17 protein-coding genes are annotated in these 18,473 nt (G+C 73.3%); 5 read left to right on the top strand and 12 right to left on the bottom strand.

What is annotated here, in order from left to right; translation table 11 throughout:
• Positions 1 to 17: 17 nt before the first annotated feature.
• From ACH01S_RS30060 to ACH01S_RS30040, 5 genes are all read right to left on the bottom strand, one after another.
• Positions 18 to 611, bottom strand: coding sequence for a lytic polysaccharide monooxygenase auxiliary activity family 9 protein (locus tag ACH01S_RS30060; RefSeq protein WP_067899118.1), 594 nt, complete (start codon positions 609 to 611; stop codon positions 18 to 20).
• Between the two features lie 239 nt (positions 612 to 850).
• Positions 851 to 1,777 (bottom strand): ABC transporter substrate-binding protein, encoded by a 927-nt coding sequence (locus tag ACH01S_RS30055; RefSeq protein ID WP_067899114.1) that lies wholly within the window; start codon positions 1,775 to 1,777, stop codon positions 851 to 853.
• Between the two features lie 23 nt (positions 1,778 to 1,800).
• Complete coding sequence (locus tag ACH01S_RS30050) at positions 1,801 to 2,487, bottom strand: ABC transporter permease (RefSeq protein ID WP_067899110.1); 687 nt, start codon at positions 2,485 to 2,487, stop codon at positions 1,801 to 1,803.
• Between the two features lie 73 nt (positions 2,488 to 2,560).
• Positions 2,561 to 3,211: an ABC transporter permease gene (locus tag ACH01S_RS30045; protein ID WP_067899107.1), complete on the bottom strand. Its 651-nt coding sequence runs from the start codon at positions 3,209 to 3,211 to the stop codon at positions 2,561 to 2,563.
• Positions 3,211 to 4,356: an ABC transporter ATP-binding protein gene (locus ACH01S_RS30040; protein WP_067899104.1), complete on the bottom strand. Its 1,146-nt coding sequence runs from the start codon at positions 4,354 to 4,356 to the stop codon at positions 3,211 to 3,213. Before ACH01S_RS30040 ends, ACH01S_RS30045 begins: the two co-directional genes overlap by 1 nt.
• Before the next feature lie 160 nt (positions 4,357 to 4,516).
• Between ACH01S_RS30040 and ACH01S_RS30035 the strand changes: the two genes are divergently transcribed.
• Positions 4,517 to 5,980, top strand: coding sequence for an aromatic amino acid ammonia-lyase (locus ACH01S_RS30035; RefSeq protein WP_067899099.1), 1,464 nt, complete (start codon positions 4,517 to 4,519; stop codon positions 5,978 to 5,980).
• 4 nt (positions 5,981 to 5,984) lie between these two features.
• Here the strand turns inward: ACH01S_RS30035 and ACH01S_RS30030 are convergent, their stop codons facing one another.
• Complete coding sequence (locus ACH01S_RS30030; RefSeq protein ID WP_067899096.1) at positions 5,985 to 6,992, bottom strand: LacI family DNA-binding transcriptional regulator; 1,008 nt, start codon at positions 6,990 to 6,992, stop codon at positions 5,985 to 5,987.
• Positions 6,993 to 7,208: 216 nt separating this feature from the next.
• Between ACH01S_RS30030 and ACH01S_RS30025 the strand changes: the two genes are divergently transcribed.
• A complete protein-coding gene (locus ACH01S_RS30025; RefSeq protein ID WP_067899093.1) occupies positions 7,209 to 7,733 on the top strand; it encodes a cysteine dioxygenase in 525 nt (174 codons plus the stop codon).
• A 167-nt stretch (positions 7,734 to 7,900) separates the two neighbouring features.
• On the opposite strand, the gene ACH01S_RS30020 is transcribed toward ACH01S_RS30025, so the two are convergent.
• A complete protein-coding gene (locus ACH01S_RS30020) occupies positions 7,901 to 9,103 on the bottom strand; it encodes an acyltransferase family protein (RefSeq protein ID WP_067899089.1) in 1,203 nt (400 codons plus the stop codon).
• A 200-nt stretch (positions 9,104 to 9,303) separates the two neighbouring features.
• Between ACH01S_RS30020 and ACH01S_RS30015 the strand changes: the two genes are divergently transcribed.
• Positions 9,304 to 10,077 (top strand): SGNH/GDSL hydrolase family protein, encoded by a 774-nt coding sequence (locus tag ACH01S_RS30015; RefSeq protein WP_083981292.1) that lies wholly within the window; start codon positions 9,304 to 9,306, stop codon positions 10,075 to 10,077.
• Here ACH01S_RS30015 and egtD read toward each other — a convergent pair.
• The 4 genes from egtD to egtA form a co-directional block, all read right to left on the bottom strand.
• The gene (gene egtD / locus ACH01S_RS30010; RefSeq protein ID WP_083981291.1) at positions 10,074 to 11,030 is read right to left on the bottom strand and encodes an L-histidine N(alpha)-methyltransferase; all 957 of its coding nucleotides are present in this window, start codon (positions 11,028 to 11,030) and stop codon (positions 10,074 to 10,076) included. The genes ACH01S_RS30015 and egtD overlap by 4 nt on opposite strands.
• A gap of 71 nt (positions 11,031 to 11,101) precedes the next feature.
• Positions 11,102 to 11,836, bottom strand: a complete 735-nt coding sequence (gene egtC / locus ACH01S_RS30005; protein WP_067899083.1) for an ergothioneine biosynthesis protein EgtC — start codon at positions 11,834 to 11,836, stop codon at positions 11,102 to 11,104.
• Positions 11,837 to 13,186, bottom strand: coding sequence for an ergothioneine biosynthesis protein EgtB (gene egtB, locus ACH01S_RS30000; protein WP_067899080.1), 1,350 nt, complete (start codon positions 13,184 to 13,186; stop codon positions 11,837 to 11,839).
• Positions 13,183 to 14,466, bottom strand: coding sequence for an ergothioneine biosynthesis glutamate--cysteine ligase EgtA (egtA, locus tag ACH01S_RS29995; protein WP_083981298.1), 1,284 nt, complete (start codon positions 14,464 to 14,466; stop codon positions 13,183 to 13,185). Before egtA ends, egtB begins: the two co-directional genes overlap by 4 nt.
• Before the next feature lie 234 nt (positions 14,467 to 14,700).
• On the opposite strand from egtA, the gene ACH01S_RS29990 reads away from it, so the two are divergent.
• On the top strand, positions 14,701 to 15,957 hold the full coding sequence (locus ACH01S_RS29990; protein ID WP_067899078.1) for an RNA polymerase sigma factor: 1,257 nt from the start codon (positions 14,701 to 14,703) through the stop codon (positions 15,955 to 15,957).
• A 9-nt stretch (positions 15,958 to 15,966) separates the two neighbouring features.
• On the opposite strand, the gene ACH01S_RS29985 is transcribed toward ACH01S_RS29990, so the two are convergent.
• Complete coding sequence (locus ACH01S_RS29985; protein WP_067899076.1) at positions 15,967 to 17,589, bottom strand: MFS transporter; 1,623 nt, start codon at positions 17,587 to 17,589, stop codon at positions 15,967 to 15,969.
• A gap of 151 nt (positions 17,590 to 17,740) precedes the next feature.
• Here ACH01S_RS29985 and ACH01S_RS29980 point away from each other — a divergent pair, with 151 nt between their 5' ends.
• Entirely contained in the window at positions 17,741 to 18,412 is a 672-nt protein-coding gene (locus ACH01S_RS29980; RefSeq protein ID WP_067899073.1) for a TetR family transcriptional regulator, read from the top strand.
• The last annotated feature ends 61 nt before the right edge of the window (positions 18,413 to 18,473 follow it).

Genomic DNA, 18,473 nt, shown 5'->3' with positions numbered 1-18,473 from the left:
CTAGCGGACTCCGGGGATCAGCCGAAGTCGAGGTCGGAGCACTGGTAGAAGGCGTTGCCGGTGTCGGCGATGTCCCAGACGGCGAGCAGGACGTGCCTGCCGGTGCGCTGCGGGAGCGTGCCGCTGTGGACGGTCGGGTTGGACGGCTGCCGTCCGCCCATCTTCGCCTCGATGAACGGGACGAGGTCCAGCGAGGCGCGGGTCAGCGGCTGCGTGCTGTTCCAGCCGTCCTTGGTGAGGAAGTAGCGGAACGACGTCGTCGAGTGCGCGGCGGTGAACGACCAGCTGATGCTGAAGTTGGAGCCGCTCGTGACCTTCGTCGCGGGCCAGCCGGTGCCGCCGCGCTGGTCGTCGAGCGGGCTCCAGCGGCCGTCGGCGCCGGCGCAGATCGTGCCGTCGCGCGGGCCGCCGTTCGGGAAGCCCTTCGGGCCCTCGACGCCGTCCGGGTCCCACTGGACCTGGCCGCAGTTCTGGACCTTGTGGGTGCCGCACAGGTAGCTGCGGCTCGGCGGCGACGTGGTGTAGCCGTGCGAGAACGCGGGCACGGCGAGTGCCAGCGGCAGGCCGGCGGTGACGGCGGCGGCCACGGCGAGGCTGGTCTTCCTTGGCATCCTGCTTCTCCTTGGCGGGAGGTACGCGGGGGGTACCCGGAGGCGGAGGCGAGCCGACTCTGCAGCCAACTCTAAGGAAACTTTCCTTTAAGTAAGGTGGGGGCTCCGCGGCGGCGCGTCAAGCGGTCCGGGGGAATCGGGCACGGCGCGCCGCGAATCTGGCACGTTCTGCACAGCGGCCCGGCAGACGGCAAAGGCCCGCCGCCCCGGTGGGGCGACGGGCCTCGGAAGCGGAGAGGTCAGGCCAGGCCGGACTTCTTCAGCCACTCCTCGGCGACCTTCTCCTGGTCGTCCTTGTCGATGGCGATGCGCTTCATCATGTCCAGGAGGTCCTGGGTGGTGAGCTTGGCGGAGACGGCGTTCAGCGCCGCCTTCGCGGTGTCGTTCACGGCCTTCTTGTTGACGAGCGGCGTGACGTTCTGGGCGCTGAAGACGTTCTTCGGGTCTTCGAGGACGACCAGCTTCTTCTCCTGGATCGTCGGGTCGGTGGTGAAGAGGTCGGCCGCCTGCACCTTGTTCTCGGTGAGCAGCTTCACCAGGGTGGCCTGCGCGCCGGCGTCGAACGGCTGGAACTTCTTGAATTCGAGCCCGTACACCTTCTTCAGGCCGACGAGCCCCTGCTGCCGGGTCTTGAACTCCGACGGGCCCGCGATCGTCAGCTCCTTGGCGACCGGGCCGAGGTCGGTGATCGACTTCAGGTTGTACTTGGCGGCGGTCTGCGGGTTGACGGTGACGGAGTCCTTGTCCTCGGCCGGGGACGAGTTGAGGATCTCCACGGCCGGGGGCAGCTTCGCCTTCAGCTCGGTGTTGATCTGATCGGTCGTCGAAGCCTCGCTGTCCTTGTTGACGGACGTCGTCAGCAGCGCCCCGTTGTACTCCGGCATGACGCCGATGCCGCCCTTGACGACCTGGTCGTAGTAGACCTCGCGGGCGCCGATGTTGAACTTGCGGGTGACCTTGACGCCCTTGGCCTCAAGGGCCTGCGCGTACAGCTCGCCGAGCAGGTTGCTCTCGGGGAAGTTGGCGCCGCCGACGATGACGGTGCCGCCGCCCCCGCCGCCCGACAGCGGGTTCTTGTCGTCGCCGCCGGAGTCCCCGTCGCCACAGGCGGACAGCGCCAGGGCGGCCACGAGGCCGACGACCGCGCCACGGATGAGTTTGTGCATTTTCCTGTTTGCCCTTCGGTCGGTCAGGAGGAACGGGCGGAGCCGAGCAGCCCCGGCGAGACGACGAGACGGCGCAGGCCCGCGAACGCCAGCTGGACGACCAGCGCGAGCAGCACCACGAGCACGGTGCCCCCGACGACCAGCTGGTAGTCGCCGCGGGCGAGCCCGTCGATGATGTAGCGGCCGAGGCCGCCGAAGCCCGGGTACGCGGCGATCGTCGCGGTCGCGACCACCTGGATCGCCGACGTCCGCAGCCCGAGCAGGATCAGCGGCAGCGCCATCGGCAGCTCCGCGTGCCAGAGGACGCCCCAGCCGGTCATGCCCATGCCGCGGGCCGCGTCCTTGGCGTCGGCGTCCACGCCCCGGACGCCCTCGAAGGTGTTCACGAGGATCGGCGGGACGGCCAGCGCGACCAGCGCGACCAGCACGGGCGTGATGCTGTACTCGATGACGACGACGAACAGCACCAGCCCGAACGTCGGGATCGCGCGGGCGATGTTGGCGACGCTGATCGCGAGGAAGCCGCCGCGCCCGGTGTGCCCGACGAGCAGCCCGAGCGCCAGCCCGATGATCGCCGCGAACAGCAGCGACACCCCGCTGTAGTAGAGGTGCTGGAGCAGCCGGTGCGGGATGCCGTCGCCGCCGTGCCACTGGGACGACGCGGTCAGCCACGTCCAGAACAGGTCGATCTGGTTCCAGAGGTCGTTCATGCGGCCCTGCCTTTCCGGGGGGCGACCCCCAGGCCCCCGAAGTGGAGGCGGCATGATCCTCGCTTCGCTGCGGTCATGCCGCCCTCCCCCGCGCCCGTGCCCACGGAGTGAGCACGCGTTGGAGCGTTACCAGGAGCGCGTCCGTGACCAGGGCCAGCAGCACGATCAGGACGGTGGCCGCGACGATCTGCGTCTGGAACTGGAGCTGGTAGCCGCGGATGATGTCGTAGCCGAGCCCGCCCTGCCCGATGAGCTGGCCGACCGCGACGAGGCTGATGGACGACACCGCCGCCACCCGCGTCCCGGCGATCACGATCGGGACGGCGATCGGCAGCTCGACCCGCAGCAGCCGGCGCAGCGGGCCGAAGCCCATCGCGGTCGCCGCCTGCCGGACGGGCTCGGACACCGACGCGAGGCCGTCCACGACGTTCGGGACGAGCACCGACAGGCTGTAGAGCGTCAGCGGGATCATCACGGTCGACGCGGTCAGCCCGGTGTACTGGATGAAGATCATGAACAGCGCGAGCGACGGGATCGCGTACAGCACGTTCGCGATGGTGAGCGTCGGCGGGTAGAGCCAGCCGAAGCGGCGGCACAGCACGCCGAGCGGCAGCGAGATGAGCAGCCCGAACACGACCGGCAGCAGCGCGAGCCGCAGGTGGATGAGGGCGTGCTCGGTCAGCGTGTCGCGGTGGTCGCCGATCCAGGCCCAGTCGATGTCCATCAGCCGTCGTCCTCCGGGCCGTTCCGGGGGGCGTGGGGGGTCGTCCCCCCACAATGATCCGGGCCGGACGAGCCGTGGGTGGGGACGGCGAGCAGGTCGGTGCCCGCGGCCGTGCCGACCACCGCGCCGTCGTCGTCGACGCCGACCGCGAGCCCGGCCGGGGACAGGACGGCCGCGTCCAGCGCGACCCGCACCGAGTCGGCGCCGACCCGGAACGTGGCGCCGACCGGGTCGAGCCGCGCCTCCGCGAGCGTGCCCTCGACCCCGGCGGGCCGCGTCCAGCCGAGGGGGCGCCGCTCGTCGTCGACGACGAGGACCCAGTCGAGCCCGGCGGCGTCGGCGGCGTCGGCCGACCCGGGCCGGACGGCGTCGTCGCTGAGCCGCAGCCCGCTCGTCGTCGCGAAGGACAGGGTGCGGATGCCGCGGTTCTGGCCGATGAACCCGGCGACGAAGTCGTCGGCCGGGTGGGCGAGGAGGTTCTCGGGGCTGTCGACCTGGACGAGCTTCCCGCCGGTCCGGAACACCGCGATCTTGTCGCCGAGCTTGATCGCCTCGTCGATGTCGTGCGTGACGAACACGATCGTCTTGTGCAGCTCGTCCTGGAGGCGGAGGAACTCGTCCTGCAGCTCGGCGCGGACGACGGGGTCGACGGCGCTGAACGGCTCGTCCATCAGCATGACCGGCGGGTCGGCGGCGAGCGCCCGCGCGACGCCGACGCGCTGCTGCTGGCCGCCGGAGAGCTGGAACGGGTACCGCCTCGCCATCGCGCGGTCGAGCCCGACCCGCTCCATCAGCTCCAGCGCCCGTTCGCGCGCCTTCTTCTTGTTCCACCCGAGCAGGTAGGGGACGGTGGCGATGTTGTCCTCGATGGTGCGGTGCGGGAACAGCCCGGCGTGCTGGATGACGTACCCGATGCCGCGCCGCAGCTCGGCGGGGCGCTGCTCGCGGACGTCCTTGCCGTCGATGAGCACCCGGCCGGACGTCGGCTCGACCATCCGGTTGATCGTCCGCAGCGCGGTGGTCTTGCCGCCGCCGGACGTGCCGACGAACACGGTGATGCGGCCCGTGGGGCAGTCGAGGCTGACGTCGTCCAGCGCGACGGTGCCTCCGGGGTAGCGCTTGGTCACGCCCTCAAAGGTGATCAACGATTCACGTCCTCGCGGGGGCGCCCTCGACGCCGATGATCGACTTCGGCCTTCTCGACAAACCGTAACCGGGGATACGGTCAGCTTGATGTACCGGCATGTCCGGAACTTCGGTTGTTGAGCATAACGACCAGGAATTCAGGGAAAGTAGCTGCGGGGCGTGGAGAACGGCCGAATCGTTATCGACGGGACGGCGCTGACCTGCGCCGAGGTGGTACGTGCCGCGCGGGGCGATGTGACCGTTTACATATCGCCCGACGGTGTCGAACGCGCGGCGGAGGCGAACCGGGTGGCCGCCGAGGTCGCCGCGGCCCAGCCGGTCTACGGCCGGACGACCGGCGTCGGCGCCAACCGCGTCGTGGACGTCGAGTGGGAGGACGCCGACGCGCACGGCCTGCGCCTGCTGCGCAGCCACGCCTCCGGGGCGGGGCCGCTGGTCGCGCCGGAGATCGTCCGGGCGATGCTGACGGTGCGGGCGAACCAGATCGCGGCGGGCGGCTCCGGGGTGGAGCCGGGCGTGCTCGGGGCGCTCGCGGACGTCCTCAACCTGGGCCTGCTGCCGCCCGTCCCGGTGCACGGGGCGATCGGCACCGGCGACCTCACCGCGCTCGCCTCGACCGCGCTCTGCCTGCTCGGCGAGCGCGCCTGGCTCACCGGGCCGGACGGCGCGCCGCAGCAGGGCCCCGGCCACCGGCTGCGCTCGGCCGACGCGCTCGCGTTCATCAGCTCCAACGCGGCCACGCTCGGCGAGGCCGCGCTCGCCGTGGCGGACCTGCGCGAGCTGCTCGCCGCGTCGACGGTGGTCGCCGCGCTGTCGCACTTCGCCGTCCGCGCGTCGACCGAACCGTACGCGCAGCAGGTGCAGGACGCCTGCCCCCACCCGGGCCAGCGGGACGCCGCCGCGGCGATGCGGGCGCTGCTCGCCTTCGACCAGCCCGCGCCCGCGCGCATCCAGGACCCGTACGGCTACCGCGCGTTCCCGCAGGTGCACGGTCCCGCGCTGGACGCCGCCGCGTACGCCGAGCGGGTCGTCGCCCGCGAGATCAACGCCGCCGCCGAGAACCCGCTCGTGGACGTCCAGGGGCGGACGGTCTGGCACAACGGCAACTTCCACACCGCCTACGTCGGCCTCGCCCTGGACTCGGCCCGCGCCGCCCTGTTCCAGACGATGGCGCTCGCCGCCGCCCGGCTCGGGACCCTCGCCGAGCCGTCGTTCACCGGCCTGTACCCGTTCCAGGGCGAGACGGAGGCGTCCTCGGGGATCATGATCCTGGAGTACGTGGCGCACTCCTGCCTCGCCGACGTGCGGCGGCTCGCCACCCCGGCGGCGCTCGGCAGCGCGGTGCTGTCGCGCGGCGTGGAGGAGCACGCGGGCTTCTCGACCCAGTCGGCGCGCGCGACGACCGACGCCGTCGCCGCCTACCGGCTCGGGCTCGGCTGCGAGCTGGTCGCGGCGGCGCGGGCGCTGCGGATGCAGGGGCGGGCGCCGTCCGGCGGGCCGCTGCGCGCGGCCCTCGCCCTCGCCGACGGCGTCCTCGACCCGCGCGTGGCGGACCGGCCGCTGGACGCCGACATCGCCGCCGCCGCGGACCTGCTCCCCCGCCTGGCCGGGCTGCACCCGTGACCCCCTAGGTCGGTGCGGGGCCGGTCGAGGCGCGGACGCGCAGCGACGGCTCCCGGACGACCCGGCGCCGCCGCGGCTTGCCGTCGATGACGTCGACGACGAGCCGGACGGCGGAGTGCACGATGCCGTCGATGTCCCAGTCGACGGTGGTGAGCGGCGGCGTGAGCAGCGCCGACATCGGATGGTTGTCGTACCCGCAGACGGCGACGTCGGCGGGCACGCCGAGGCCGAGCTCGCGGGTGGCGGCGTAGACGCCGTAGGCGATGGAGTCGGCGAAGCAGAACACGGCGGACGGACGGTCGGGCCCGGCGAGCACCCGCGTCGCGACCTCGGTGGCGGCGGCGAGCGACTGCGGCACGACGACGACGTCGACGCGCAGCCCGAGCCGCTCGGCCTCGGCGTTGACGTGCACGTCGGCCGGGCGGTCGGGGGTGCTCGCCCCGGTCGGGGTGAACACGGTGACGCGCTGGTGGCCGAGGTCGCGCAGGTGCTCCAGAGCGAGCGTGACGCCGCGCCGGTTGTCGAACACGACCTCGCCCTGGGCCTGGCCGCCGTGCAGCGCGTCGCCGATGGAGACGACCGGGATCGCGGCGGCGAGCTCGCTCCAGAGCGCGGCGGACGGGTCGAGCGGCTGGACGATCAGGCCGTCCACCCGCTGGTCGCGCAGCCGCCGGGCGAGGGCCAGCTCGCGCTCGGGGTCGCCGCCCGCGTCGACGATCAGGGCGTAGCGGTCGCGGGCGAGCAGCGCCCGGCCGATGCCGACGGCGAGGGACTGCTGCCAGTAGTCCTCAAGGGAGCCGCAGAGCAGGCCGACCTGGTCGGTGCGCCCGCTCGCCAGCGCGCGGGCGATCGGGTGGGCCTCGTAGCCGAGTTCCTCCGCGGCGGCCCGGACCCGCTCCTGGGTCTCCTCCGATGTCTGGATGCCGCGCAGCGCGTACGACACGGCGGCGGGCGACAGCCCCGTCGCCTGCGCCACTTCCCGGATGGTCGCGCGTTTGCGCTTCTCCGACATCCCCCCAACCCTAGACGGCACCGCTGACAATCCGCCGGACCCATCTTGACGGCGACATTCTTAACCGATTCACTGAAACGGTTAACTGATGCGGTTCAGTGATGCGGTTCAGCAGCCGTGTCCAGCCGGTTCTCCCGCCGTGCGAACGGTGGGGCCGAATCACCGGGGGCCGCACCGGCCGAATCCGCGCCAGCGATTGCCCGAGAGGAGCGCACCGTGTCGTCCGAGGTCCTGTCCCGCCCCACCGGATTCGAGCGCCTGCCCGGCCGTCCGCTCGACGAGCGCGAACTCCGCGCGCTCGTCGACGACCTGGCGGAGCGGCCCGAGCTGTGGCGGCAGCACGTCGCGTTCCCGGACGGACGCCGCCACTACGCGTCCCTCCACCGGGACGAGCACGTCGACGTCTGGCTGCTCTGCTGGACGCCCGCGAACGACACCGGGTGGCACGACCACGACGTCTCGTCCGGCGCCGTCCGGGTCGTCGCCGGGGCGATCGAGGAGAACAACCCGCGCATGGGCGGCGAGCCCGTCCGGACGGTCGTCGCCGAGGGGACGTCGTTCTCCTTCGGCCCGGACCACATCCACCGGCTCACCGGAGTGGACGACTCGTCCGTCTCCATCCACGCCTATTCGCCGCCGCTGAACCGCCTCGGCCAGTACTCCGTCGACGAGTCGGGCGTGATGCGCCGCCTGACGGTCGACTACACCGAGGAGCTGCGCCCGCCGGGCCAGGAGGCCTGACCGGGCTCGGGCAGGTCGGGGGGCCACCGGAGCTGGAACCTCCGGTGGGCCCGACCGGGGGTGACGAGCCCACCGGAGGCGGCGCCCGGCCGAAGCCCGCTCACGTCGGCCGGACGCTCACACTTCCTTCAGCGCGCCGGGCCGGGAACGTGTCACACCCCCGCGTCTCAGCCGCGCGCGGCGTCGGCCGGGGCGCGGAGCCGCGGCTCCCCACCGCCGTTGAGCTGAGCCTCCCCGTTGTTGAGCTGAGCTGCGCCAGGGTCGAGCTGGGCGTCGCCCTTCGCGCCCCGGCGGGTCAGCTCGGCGAACGGCTGGGACGCCCGCATCGGCTCAAGCGAGGCGCGCAGCCGCGCCCGCATCCAGGCCGCCCCCGGACGCTCCACCAGCCGGTGCACCGCGTAGGCCGCCGCCAGCGACGCGCCGATCACCACGCCCAGCGCGGCCCACCGGTTGAGCCCGGGGTAGATCGCGTCCAGCAGCGGGAGCGCGAGCTGCGAATGGACGAGGTACAGCGGGTACGTCAGCGCCCCAAGGACGGTGAGCCCCGGCCACCGCACCCACCCCAGCCGTCCGGTCGCGACGAGGATCATCACGGCGAAGACGGCGGTGATGACGGCGCTGACCACGACCTTGTCCGCGCCGTGGAAGGCGTTCTCCGCGCGCCAGGCGCCCCAGCGCAGCGCCAGCAGGTACGAGACGGCGACGTAGCCCCACAGCAGCAGCGTCGGCCCGAACCGGTGGATCAGGAAGAGGGCCATGCCCGCGATGAAGTAGGCGCTCCACGTCGGCACCAGCATGACCTGAAGCAGCTTGTTCCCGGCCTCGTCCGCGTAGAGGCCGCCGAACAGCCAGGCCGCCATGAAGATGAGGCAGGAGCGGTACGTGATGCCGATGCCCGCGAGGACGGCCATCAGGACGTAGAAATGGAGCTCGACCCAGAGCGTCCAGTAGACGGCGTCGAGGTTCCGGACCCCGAGCCCGCCCTGCAGCATCGTCAGGTTGGGGACGACCACCCCCGACACACCGTTCCCCTGCTCGAACACCGCGTACACGACCGCGCCCAGCAGCACGCTCACCCAGTACGCGGGCATCAGCCGGACGAGCCGCGACACTCCGAACTCCCCCGGCCCGCGTCCCCACGCGCTCATCAGGATCACGAAGCCGCTGATGACGAAGAAGAGGTCGACGCCCAGGTAGCCGAACCGGGTGACGTCCGCGACCTCGGGGAACACCTTGCGCGCGGCCGACGGCCACGGCCCCGGCCCGCCGAACCCGGTGAAGTGGTACAGCACCACGGCGAGCGCGGCGGCGAAGCGCAGCAGGTCGAGTTCGCGCAGACGTCCCGTACGCGGGGTTTCCCGTCGAGTCACCGCGGAACCCTCTCGGCGTCAGGTTTCCCGGCGAGAGCCGCGACGTGAACGGAGGGTGTAGGAGAAGCCGCGATTCCCCGTACGCATCCGCCCGTACCGCCACGACACCGCGCGACTCGCCCCCGGCCGCGCTCCGGATCAGTAAGATGCCCGTGACCCTCCGAGACCTCCGCGGTCCTCGACGATTAGGTGGTCCCTCGATGACATCTCGCCGCGCCCGCCGCGGCGCGGCGATCCTCGCGCTGTGCCTGGGCCTCGTGGCGGCCGCGTCCGCGACCGGGTGCTCCGCGTTCGGCGGGCAGGTCCACCGGTCGGCCGCGGCGGACGGCCCGGGGCGCGCCGCCCCGGCCGAGCCGCGCCGGAGCCCGTCGGTGGTGATGTTCCTCGGCGACAGCTACACCGTCGGCGACCGTGGCGTCGGGCCGGAGACCACGTACGCGTCGGCGACCGGGCGGCTGCTCGGCTGGCAGGTCATCGTCGGGGGGCGCGGCGGCACCGGGTTCGTCGCGCGGGGCGGCGGCCCGCACTCCTTCCTCGGGCACTTCGAGAACCAGCTCGGCTGGCGGCCCGCGCCGGACATGCTGATCGTCTCCGGCGGCCACAACGACTGGCGGTACCCGGCGCCGCAGGTCGCGGCGGCGGCGCACCTGCTGCTCGAACGCGCGCGGCAGCGCTGGCCCGGCACCCACATCGTGCTCGTCGGCCCGCTGTGGGGGACGGACGCCCCGCCGCCCGGCGCGGTCGCCGTCCAGGGCGCGCTGAAGAACCTCGCCGGGCAGCTCGGCATCCCGTTCGTCGACCCGATCGGCGAGCGGTGGATCACCGGCGACCGGCTGACCGGCACCGGCAACGCCGCCCAGTTCATCAAGCACGACCGCACCCATCCGAACGAGGCGGGCCACCGGTACCTCGCGACCCGCCTCGCCGCCGACCTGAAGCGGCTGGGGCTCGACCGGCCCGTCCGGAAGGACTAGGCCCCCGCCGGGGCGGCGAGGCTGAGGGAGAAGTCGCCCGCCGCGTCCGTCCAGAACTCGGCGAGCCGCAGCCCGGCCGCGCCGAGCTCCGCCTCCAGCCGCTCCCGCCGGAACTTGGCGGAGACCTCGGTGCGCATCTCCTCCCCCGCCGCGAACGACACGGCGAGGTCCAGGCCGCGGACGCGCACGTCCTGGTCGCGGACGGACCGCAGCCGCATCTCGATCCACTCCTCCGCCTCGTCCCAGACGGCGACGTGCTCGAACGCGTCCGGGTCGAAGTCGGCGTCCAGCTCCCGGTTGATGACCCGCAGGACGTTCCGGTTGAACTCCGCGGTGACCCCGGCCTCGTCGTCGTAGGCGCGGACGAGCCGCCCCTTGTCCTTGACGAGGTCGGCGCCGAGCAGGAGGAAGTCGCCGTCGCCCATGGTGGCGCGCAGGCCGCCGAGGAACCCGACGCGCTCGGCGGGCGGCATGTTGCCGATCGTCCCGCCGAGGAAGGCGATCAGCCGCCGCTCGCCGCCGGGCAGCAGGTGCAGGTGCTGCTCGTAGTCGGCGACGACGGTCCGGACGGCGAGGCCCGGATGGTCGGCCGCGATCCCGGCGGCGGCCTCCTCCAGGAACTCGCCGCTGACGTCCACCGGGACGTAGCCGCGCAGCGTCCCGGACAGCGCGCCGAGCAGCAGCCGGGTCTTCTCGCCCGACCCGGCGCCGAGCTCCACGAGCGTGCGGGCGCCGGTCGCCGCGGCGATCGCGGGCGCCCGCGCGACGAGGATCTCCCGCTCGCGGCGGGTCGGGTAGTACTCCTCCAGTTTCGTGATCTCCTCGAAGAGCGCGCTGCCGCGCTCGTCGTAGAACCACTTGGGCGGCAGGGTCTTCGGCGTCCCCGCCAGCCCCTCGCGGACGTCGCGGCGGAGCGTCTTGGCGAGGTCGTCGGCGGTCAGGAACCGGTCCACGTGGTTCTCCTTCACAGCGGTCGGCTTCAGGACGGTCGGCTTCGGGACGGTCGGACTCAGAGCGGTCGGCTTCAGAGCGGGTCGATGGAGACGCCGGACGCGAGACCGGCCGTGACGAGCGAGCGGTCGGGCACGAGCCGCCACTCCGGGCCGTCGTCGAGCGGCTCGGACGCGATCCGGACCTCGCCGTCCCCCTCCCGGACGAACAGCGAGTCGCCCCACGTCGTGGCCGCCAGGGACGTCCCGTCCGAGGCGAGCAGGTTGTAGCGTCCCGGCGCGAGCGCGGCGACGGCGGCGACGACCGCGGCGAGGCCGTCGCCGAGCGGGCGGCCCTCCCGCCAGTGCCGGACGGCGAGCGCGAACAGCGGCGCGGAGTCGACCGGGGCGCGCGCGTCCGGCACCCCGGCGACGTCCCCGGCCAGCTCGCGGAGCTTGGCCTCGACGCCGTCGTACCCCTCGATCTTCCCGTTGTGGCTGAACAGCCACGTCCCGGCGCGGAACGGCTGGGCGCACGACTCGTCCACCGGGAAGCCGACCGTCGCCGACCGGATCGCGGCGACCGCGCACGACGCGCGCACGGCCCCCGCCACCTCCCGGAAGGACTGGTCGGTCCACAGCGGTTGCGCCCGGCGGAACCGGACGGGACGCCCCTCCTGGTACCAGCCGACGCCGAACCCGTCCGCGTTGAGCAGGTTCCCCTGCGTCATGCGCGGCGCGTACGCCTGGGTCTCCAGGGAGTGCTCGCCGCCGTAGACGAGCGACTCCAGCGTCCGGCCGGGCCCGAGGTAGCCGATATGGCGGCACATTCAGCGGCCCTCCCCGTCCGCGGAGCGCGCACACCGGAAGCCCGCGAAGATCTGCCTCCGGATGGGGAAGTCCCAATTGCGGAACGACCCGCGGACGGCGAGCGGGTGCGTCGCCCACGAGCCGCCGCGCAGCACCTTGTACTCGGGGCCGAAGAAGACCTCCGAGTACTCGCGGTAAGGGAACGACCGGAATCCGGGGTAGCCGTGGAAGTCGGACGACGTCCACTCCCACACGTCGCCGATCATCCGCCGCACCCCGTACGCCGACGCGCCCGCCGCGTACGACCCCGTCTCGGCCGGACGGAGCATCCGCTGCCCCAGGTTGGCGCGCCCCTCCTCGTAGGCGTCGCCCCAGGGGTAGGTGCGGGAACGCTCGGCGGACGGGTCCCACCGGGCGGCCTTCTCCCACTCCGCCTCGGTCGGCAGCCGCTTGCCCGCCCACCGCGCGTAGGCGTCGGCCTCGTACCAGCACACGTGCTGGACGGGCTCGCCCGGCGGGACGATCTCCGTCCGGCCGAACCGGCGCCGCAGCCACTGCCTGCCCTCGCGCGACCAGAACGCGGGGGCGCGCCTGCCGCTCGCGTTGCGCCATTCCCAGCCGGCCGGGTGCCACCAGCGCGGGTCGGCGTATCCGCCGGATTCGACGAAGGCGATGTAGGCGGCGTTGGTCACCGGTTCTACGTCGATGTAGTACGCGGGTAGGTCCACCATGTGCGCCGGGCGCTCGTTGTCGTACGCCCACGGGTCGTCCGAAGTGCCCATCTGGAATGGGCCCGCTTCGATCAGCACTTCGCCCGTCGCGGAGATCTCGGCGCCCTTTTCCAGGGTTTCGGCCGGGGAGTCGAGGAGCGCGGGGACGCCCTTGCGGAGTTGGTGGGTGGCGAGCATGGTCTCGTCGTGCATGTGCTCGTGCTGCACGACCATCCGGTACACGAATCCGTCCGCGGTCAGGGGGTCGGGCGTGTCGAACCGCACCGACGCGAGCGAGTCGAGCACCTTGGCCCGGACGGTGGCGATGTAGGAACGCGCCTCCTCCGGCGACAGCAGCGGCAGCGACGGCCGTTCGGCGCGCGGGTGCTCGAACGCGTCGTACAGGTCGTCGATCTCGGGGCGCATCGCCTCCACGCCCGCGGCCTCGCGCAGCAGCCACAGCTCCTCGTAGTTGCCGACGTGCGCGAGGTCCCACACGAGCGGCGACATCAGCGGCGACACCTGCGCGGTCAGGTCGTGCTCGGCGAGGACGTCGGTGGTGAGGCCGAAGCTCCGGTCCCGCACCGCGCCGAGCTCGGCGGCGATCAGCTCCTTCAGGTCGTCCTCGGCGCGCGGGCCGCGGAAGCTCGTCGCGGTCATGTCGGGTCCTCTTCCTCGGTCGGCGTGGACGGGGTCGGCGTGGGCAGGGGCGGCGTGGAGAGGGGCGTGGTGACGGGCGCGGCGAACGGCGTGACCGGCGGCGGCGCCGCGACGTCGTCGGCGGGGCTGCGCCCCCGCTCGACGTACCGCAGGGCGTACTCCTCCACCAGCGGGACGAGGCCGGACGCGCCGAGCCGCGGCAGCGCGTCGGCGGCCGCGGCGAAGCAGGCCCGCGCGGCGACCGCGAGGCACGGGTCGGACAGCCCGTGCCGGGCGGCCTCCGCCCAGCGGCGCGCGACCGGCTCGGTCGCGGCCTCGGCGAGCCGCGCGGCGGCCGGGTCGTCCAGCAGCGCGGCGGCGACGGCCACCGGCACCGGCCAGTACCGGGCGGGCAGCGCGTCGATCATCCGCAGCTCCAGCCAGCCCCGTGGCCGGACGGGCGGGAACAGCGTGGTGAGGTGGTAGGTCAGGTCGCGCTCGTCGGGCTCGCCCTTGGCGAGCCACTCCAGGAACGACATGCCCGGGTCGGTGACCCACTCGCCCGTCGCGGTGTGGACGAGCATCACCCGGGCGTCGAGCGCGTACCGCGTCCACGCCTCGGCGGGGTCGCCGTCCTCGCCGTCCCGCAGGACGGGCAGCGTGCGGCACGGGTCGAGCTCGGTCCAGATGCCCTGCCTGGACGAGCGCATCCCGGTGCGCCGCCCGGCGCGCAGCGGCGAGTTCGCGAACGCGGCGACGAGCACCGGGCCGAGCGCGTGGGCGAGCCGCCAGCGCCGCACCGCGTCCCGGCCGTCGGCGCCGATGTCCAGGTTCACCTGGACGGACGCCGTCGAGCACATCATCGCGAGGCCCGCGTCCGTGAAGCCGCCCGCGAGGAAGTAGTCGCGCATGCAGGCGTAGCGCGGATGCTCGGCCTGGAACACCGGCCGCCGGACGGGGTCGACGCCGTGCCCGACGAGCGCGAGCCCGTCCGGCGCGAGCGCGTCCCGCACGTGCGCGATGTCCCCGCCGAGGGCCGCGTGCAGCGCGCCGAGCCCGGCGAACGGCGCGGAGCTGAGCTCGATCTGGCCGCCCGGCTCGTAGGTCACCCGGCTCCCGCCGGACGGCGGACCGGCGTCCGCGACGAGTGACCGGACCCGGTCGCCCGGGACGTGCGCGGTCGGATCGGACGTGTCGACAACGAGCCATTCGGTCTCGGCGCCGACCGTCCCGGGCGGTCCCGTCTTGAAGCAGACCCCGCGAATGTGCTGGTAGACGTCGTCTACGGTGAGCCTGGTCACGACCACCCCCGCGTAATTCGACAGCGGGTTCGAGACCTTCCCCGCTGAACCGGATCAGAAATCCGGTAAATTTCGTGAACTTCCTTAAATCTCCGTGTACGTGACCGTCCGCTGCCGAAACGATCACCTTCCGTACTATTCGACGTTTCGCCCAATCGCGGACTTCTCAGACATCAACCGGAGGCGCTAGAGTCCCGTCGTCCGGCGGTATGCACCATTTGTGAGGAGGGCCACATGGGCGTGGAGATGAGCTCGCTGTACGACGCCCATGCCGACCGTCTGTACGCCTACTGCTGGTCGCTGCTCGGCGACCGGGACGCCCCGGCGGCCGTCGGCGACGCGTTCGCCGCCGCCGTCCACCACCCGCCGCGCGGCGACCGCGTCCTCTGGCTGTACTCGCTGGCCCGGTCCGCGTGCGCCGAGCGCGGCGCGTTCACCGGCCCGGCCGGGCGCCCCGCCGGGCGCCGGGACGAGCCCCTGTTCGCGGCCTCGGACCCGCTGCTGCGCGCCGCCGCGGGGCTGCGCTCCGACCACCGCGAGGTGCTGCTGCTGTGGGCGGGCGAATGGCTCGAACCGCACGACATCGCGCTCGTCCTCGGCATCGCGCCCGACACGGTCGCCCAGCTCCTCAACGCGGCCCGGACCCGGCTCGAACGGGCCGTCCTCGACTTCCTCATGCGCGGCACGACCGAGCCGCGCCTCGACCTCATCTCCGCGTTCGAGAAGGGGCGGCTGCCGCAGCTGCTCGCCCGGCGGGCGCCGTCCGGCGCGCCGCGCGAGCTGCGCCACCGCGTCCTCGCCGCGTGCGAGGCCGAGGCGAGCCGGCCGCTGCCGACCGTCGCCGCCCCGACCCCGCTCGTCGTGATCGGCTCCGAGCAGGGCCGCCCCGGCCGCTCCGGGCCGGACGCGCCCGCCGGCCCGCTGTCGAAGGGGCTCGGCGCCGCCGCGGGGCTCGCCGCGGCCGCGGCCGCCGTCGTCGGGCTGCTCGCGTCCTGGCCGTCGTCCGGGAAGGGCGACGGGGCCGCCTCGCTGGTGCCGACGGCGAGCACCGGCGAGACGAACCCGGCCTCGACGCGGACGAACGGCGTCCTGGAGAACCCGCGCCCCGGCCTCACCGGGACGGAGCGGGCCTCCGAGCACCCGCCGAAGAGCGTCGTCTTCGGCGACCCCCGGCAGGAGCGCGGGACGCCGCACGGGACGCCGTCGCCGACCCCGTCCGACGACCCGTCCGGCTCGCCGTCGCCCGGGAAGGACCCGTCGCGGGCGCCGACCGACCCCGGCGACCCGTCGACCCCGCCCGGGAGCGGGACGCCGACCACTCCCCCGCCCAGCCCCGGCGACCCGTCGACCCCGCCCACCGGCGGGCCGACCGACCCGACGACGCCGCCGACCGGGACCCCCACCGACCCGCCGGTGGAGGGGCCGGGGACGCCGTCGCCGAGCCCGACGTCCAACCCGACCCCGTCCCCCGACGCCGGGCAGGGCGGCTGACCAGGGGCGTCACGCGGCCGCTGCGCCGTCCACCGGGGTGCTCCCCCGCCGGACGAGCAGCGCCGCGAGGACCGCGACCACGGCGACCGCCCCGGCGACCGTCAGCGCGTTCTGGAAGCCGTCCATGAACGCGAGGTGGCTGCCGGTCGTGATGGCGTCGGCGGTCCGCGCCGACGACCCCGGCGGGACGGGCGCCACGCCCTGCGAGACGATCCCGCCCTGGCCGGCGACCTGCTCCGCCGTCGAACCGGGCACCCCGGCCTCGGTGAGGCGTCCGAACAGCACGTCCCCGACCTTCGTGGACAGCAGCACGCCGAGCACCGACGTGCCGAGCACGCCGCCGACCTGCGCGGCCGTCTGCTGGAGCCCGCCCGCGACGCCCGCGAGGTGCGCGGGCGCGTTGCCGACGATGGCCTCCGTGCCCGCCACGATCACCATCCCGAACGCCAGCCCGACGAGCACGAACCACGGCCAGAGCTGGACGTAGGGGGCGTCCACCCCGATCCGCGACAGGCCGAACATGGCGGTCGCGGTGAACGCCATCCCGAGGACGAGCGGCAGCCGCGGCCCGAACCGGCTGGTCAGCGCGCCCGCGAGCGGGGACGCGACGATGAACACGCCGGTCATCGGCAGCATCCGGACGCCCGCGTCCACCGGGCTCATGCCGTGCACCTGCTGCAGGTAGAGGGTGATGAAGAAGATCGTCCCGAACATCCCGAAGAAGCCGAGGACGATGAGCCCGGTCGCCGCCGACAGCGACACCGAGCGGAACAGCCCGAGCGGCAGCAGCGGGCGCTCCACCCGCAGCTCGTTCACGACGAACGCGGCGAACAGGACGGCCGCCGCGGCGAACGAGAGGAGCGGGACGCCGTCCCCGAAGCCGTGCTCGCCCGCCTTGATCAGGCCCCAGACCAGCGCGAACAGCGCGCCGGTGAGCGTCGCGACGCCGGACAGGTCGAACGAGCCCGCGGCGTCCTCGTCCTTGGACTCGCGGATCACCCAGAGGCCGACGAGCAGCGCGACGACGCCCAGCGGCGCGTTCAGGAAGAAGACCGACTCCCAGTTGACGTTCTCGACGAGGAGTCCGGCGACGATCGGACCGCCCGCGATGGAGATGCCGACCGTGGACCCCCAGATGCCGATGGCCGCGTTCAGCCGCTCGGCGGGGAAGGTGTTGCGCAGGATGGCGAGGCTGGCGGGCTGCAGGAGCGCCCCCGCGAACCCCTGCACGACGCGCCAGAAGATGACCATCCCGAGCCCGCCGGACAGTCCGATCAGCAGCGAGGAGACGGCGAACCCGACCACGCCCGCGAGGAACGTCCGCTTGCGGCCGAACCGGTCGGCGATCTTCCCGGCCGGGATCAGCGTGACGGCGAGCGCCAGCAGGTAGGCGTTGGTGACCCACTGGAGCCCGGACAGGCTCGCGCCGAGGTCGCGGGCGATCGCGGGGTTGGCGATGGACACGACGGTCGCGTCGAGGCCGACCATCATCACGCCGAGCGCGACGGCGACGAGCGTGAGCCATGGATGGCCGTGCCCCGGCCTCGCCGGACGCCCGCGCGCCTGGTCCCTCGGCGGCGGTACGCGGACGGCGCCGGAGTCGATCCTCTCGGCGCCCTGGAACTGAGTCATGAACGACCTCCGGTGTGGACAGGCCCTCAAACTGTCATGCTGTGACAGTTGGCGTCAACCGCCGAAAGTCGCGCTGAGACATGATTCATCTCACGACATCGGTCAGTAACTGTCGCTTGGCTCGGGGTCGGCGGGTGGCTACACTTCGCACATGACCGCGACCGCCCCCGAGACCGGCGTAGCCTGTTCCGGTTCCCAGCCCCCGGGCAGGCGCGAACGCAAGAAGCAGCGCACCCGCGAGGCCCTCGTCGACGCGGCGTTCGCCCTCTTCGCCGAGAAGGGGTTCGACGCCACCACCGTCGAGGAGATCGCCGACGCCGTCGACGTCTCGTCCCGCACGTTCTTCCGCTACTTCGCCTCGAAGGAGGACGTCGCGCTCACCTTCCAGGAGGAGCAGATGCGCGCCGTCTTCGCGGCGCTGCGCGAGCGTCCGGCCGAGGAACCGATCATGACGGCGCTGCGCCGGACGGTCGTCGGCATCGCCCGCGCCTGCGAGCGCGGCGAGCTCGGCTTCGACACCGAGCGCTTCGAGTGCATGCTGACGATGACGAGCGACAGCCCGGCCATGATGGCGCGCAGCATGGAGCACGCGCGCAAGAAGCAGGCCCTGCTGACCGAGGTCATCGCCGAGCGGCTCGGCCTCGACCCGGCCAACGAGCTGCTGCCGCACATCATCGCGGCCGCGGCGACGTGCGGGTTCCAGGCCGCCGCCGACGCCGTCCGCCACCACCCGGAGGCGTTCGGCTCGCTGTCGGAGACCATCGACCGGGCCTTCGCCGTCCTGGAGAACGGCCTGAACCAGCCGCCGCGCGCCCCGTCCTGACCCACCGCTGACCTGCGCCGACCTGCGGAGACTCCCGGTGTGGGACGCGCCGCCGCGGGTA

Origin of the sequence: Actinomadura chibensis NBRC 106107, from assembly GCF_001552135.1 — a bacterium.
Lineage (GTDB): Bacteria > Actinomycetota > Actinomycetes > Streptosporangiales > Streptosporangiaceae > Spirillospora > Spirillospora chibensis.
This window is presented reverse-complemented; position numbering and strand designations above follow the sequence as displayed.

Excerpts from the sequence above, each read along its gene's own strand:
- ACH01S_RS30060 (WP_067899118.1), bottom strand. The coding sequence starts at position 611 with ATGCCAAGGAAGACCAGCCTCGCCGTGGCCGCCGCCGTCACCGCCGGC.
- ACH01S_RS30055 (WP_067899114.1), bottom strand. The coding sequence starts at position 1,777 with ATGCACAAACTCATCCGTGGCGCGGTCGTCGGCCTCGTGGCCGCCCTG.
- ACH01S_RS30050 (WP_067899110.1), bottom strand. The coding sequence starts at position 2,487 with ATGAACGACCTCTGGAACCAGATCGACCTGTTCTGGACGTGGCTGACC.
- ACH01S_RS30045 (WP_067899107.1), bottom strand. The coding sequence starts at position 3,211 with ATGGACATCGACTGGGCCTGGATCGGCGACCACCGCGACACGCTGACC.
- ACH01S_RS30030 (WP_067899096.1), bottom strand. The coding sequence starts at position 6,992 with ATGTCGGAGAAGCGCAAACGCGCGACCATCCGGGAAGTGGCGCAGGCG.
- ACH01S_RS30015 (WP_083981292.1), top strand. The coding sequence starts at position 9,304 with ATGACATCTCGCCGCGCCCGCCGCGGCGCGGCGATCCTCGCGCTGTGC.
- egtC (WP_067899083.1), bottom strand. The coding sequence starts at position 11,836 with ATGTGCCGCCATATCGGCTACCTCGGGCCCGGCCGGACGCTGGAGTCG.
- egtB (WP_067899080.1), bottom strand. The coding sequence starts at position 13,186 with ATGACCGCGACGAGCTTCCGCGGCCCGCGCGCCGAGGACGACCTGAAG.
- ACH01S_RS29990 (WP_067899078.1), top strand. The coding sequence starts at position 14,701 with ATGGGCGTGGAGATGAGCTCGCTGTACGACGCCCATGCCGACCGTCTG.
- ACH01S_RS29985 (WP_067899076.1), bottom strand. The coding sequence starts at position 17,589 with ATGACTCAGTTCCAGGGCGCCGAGAGGATCGACTCCGGCGCCGTCCGC.
- ACH01S_RS29980 (WP_067899073.1), top strand. The coding sequence starts at position 17,741 with ATGACCGCGACCGCCCCCGAGACCGGCGTAGCCTGTTCCGGTTCCCAG.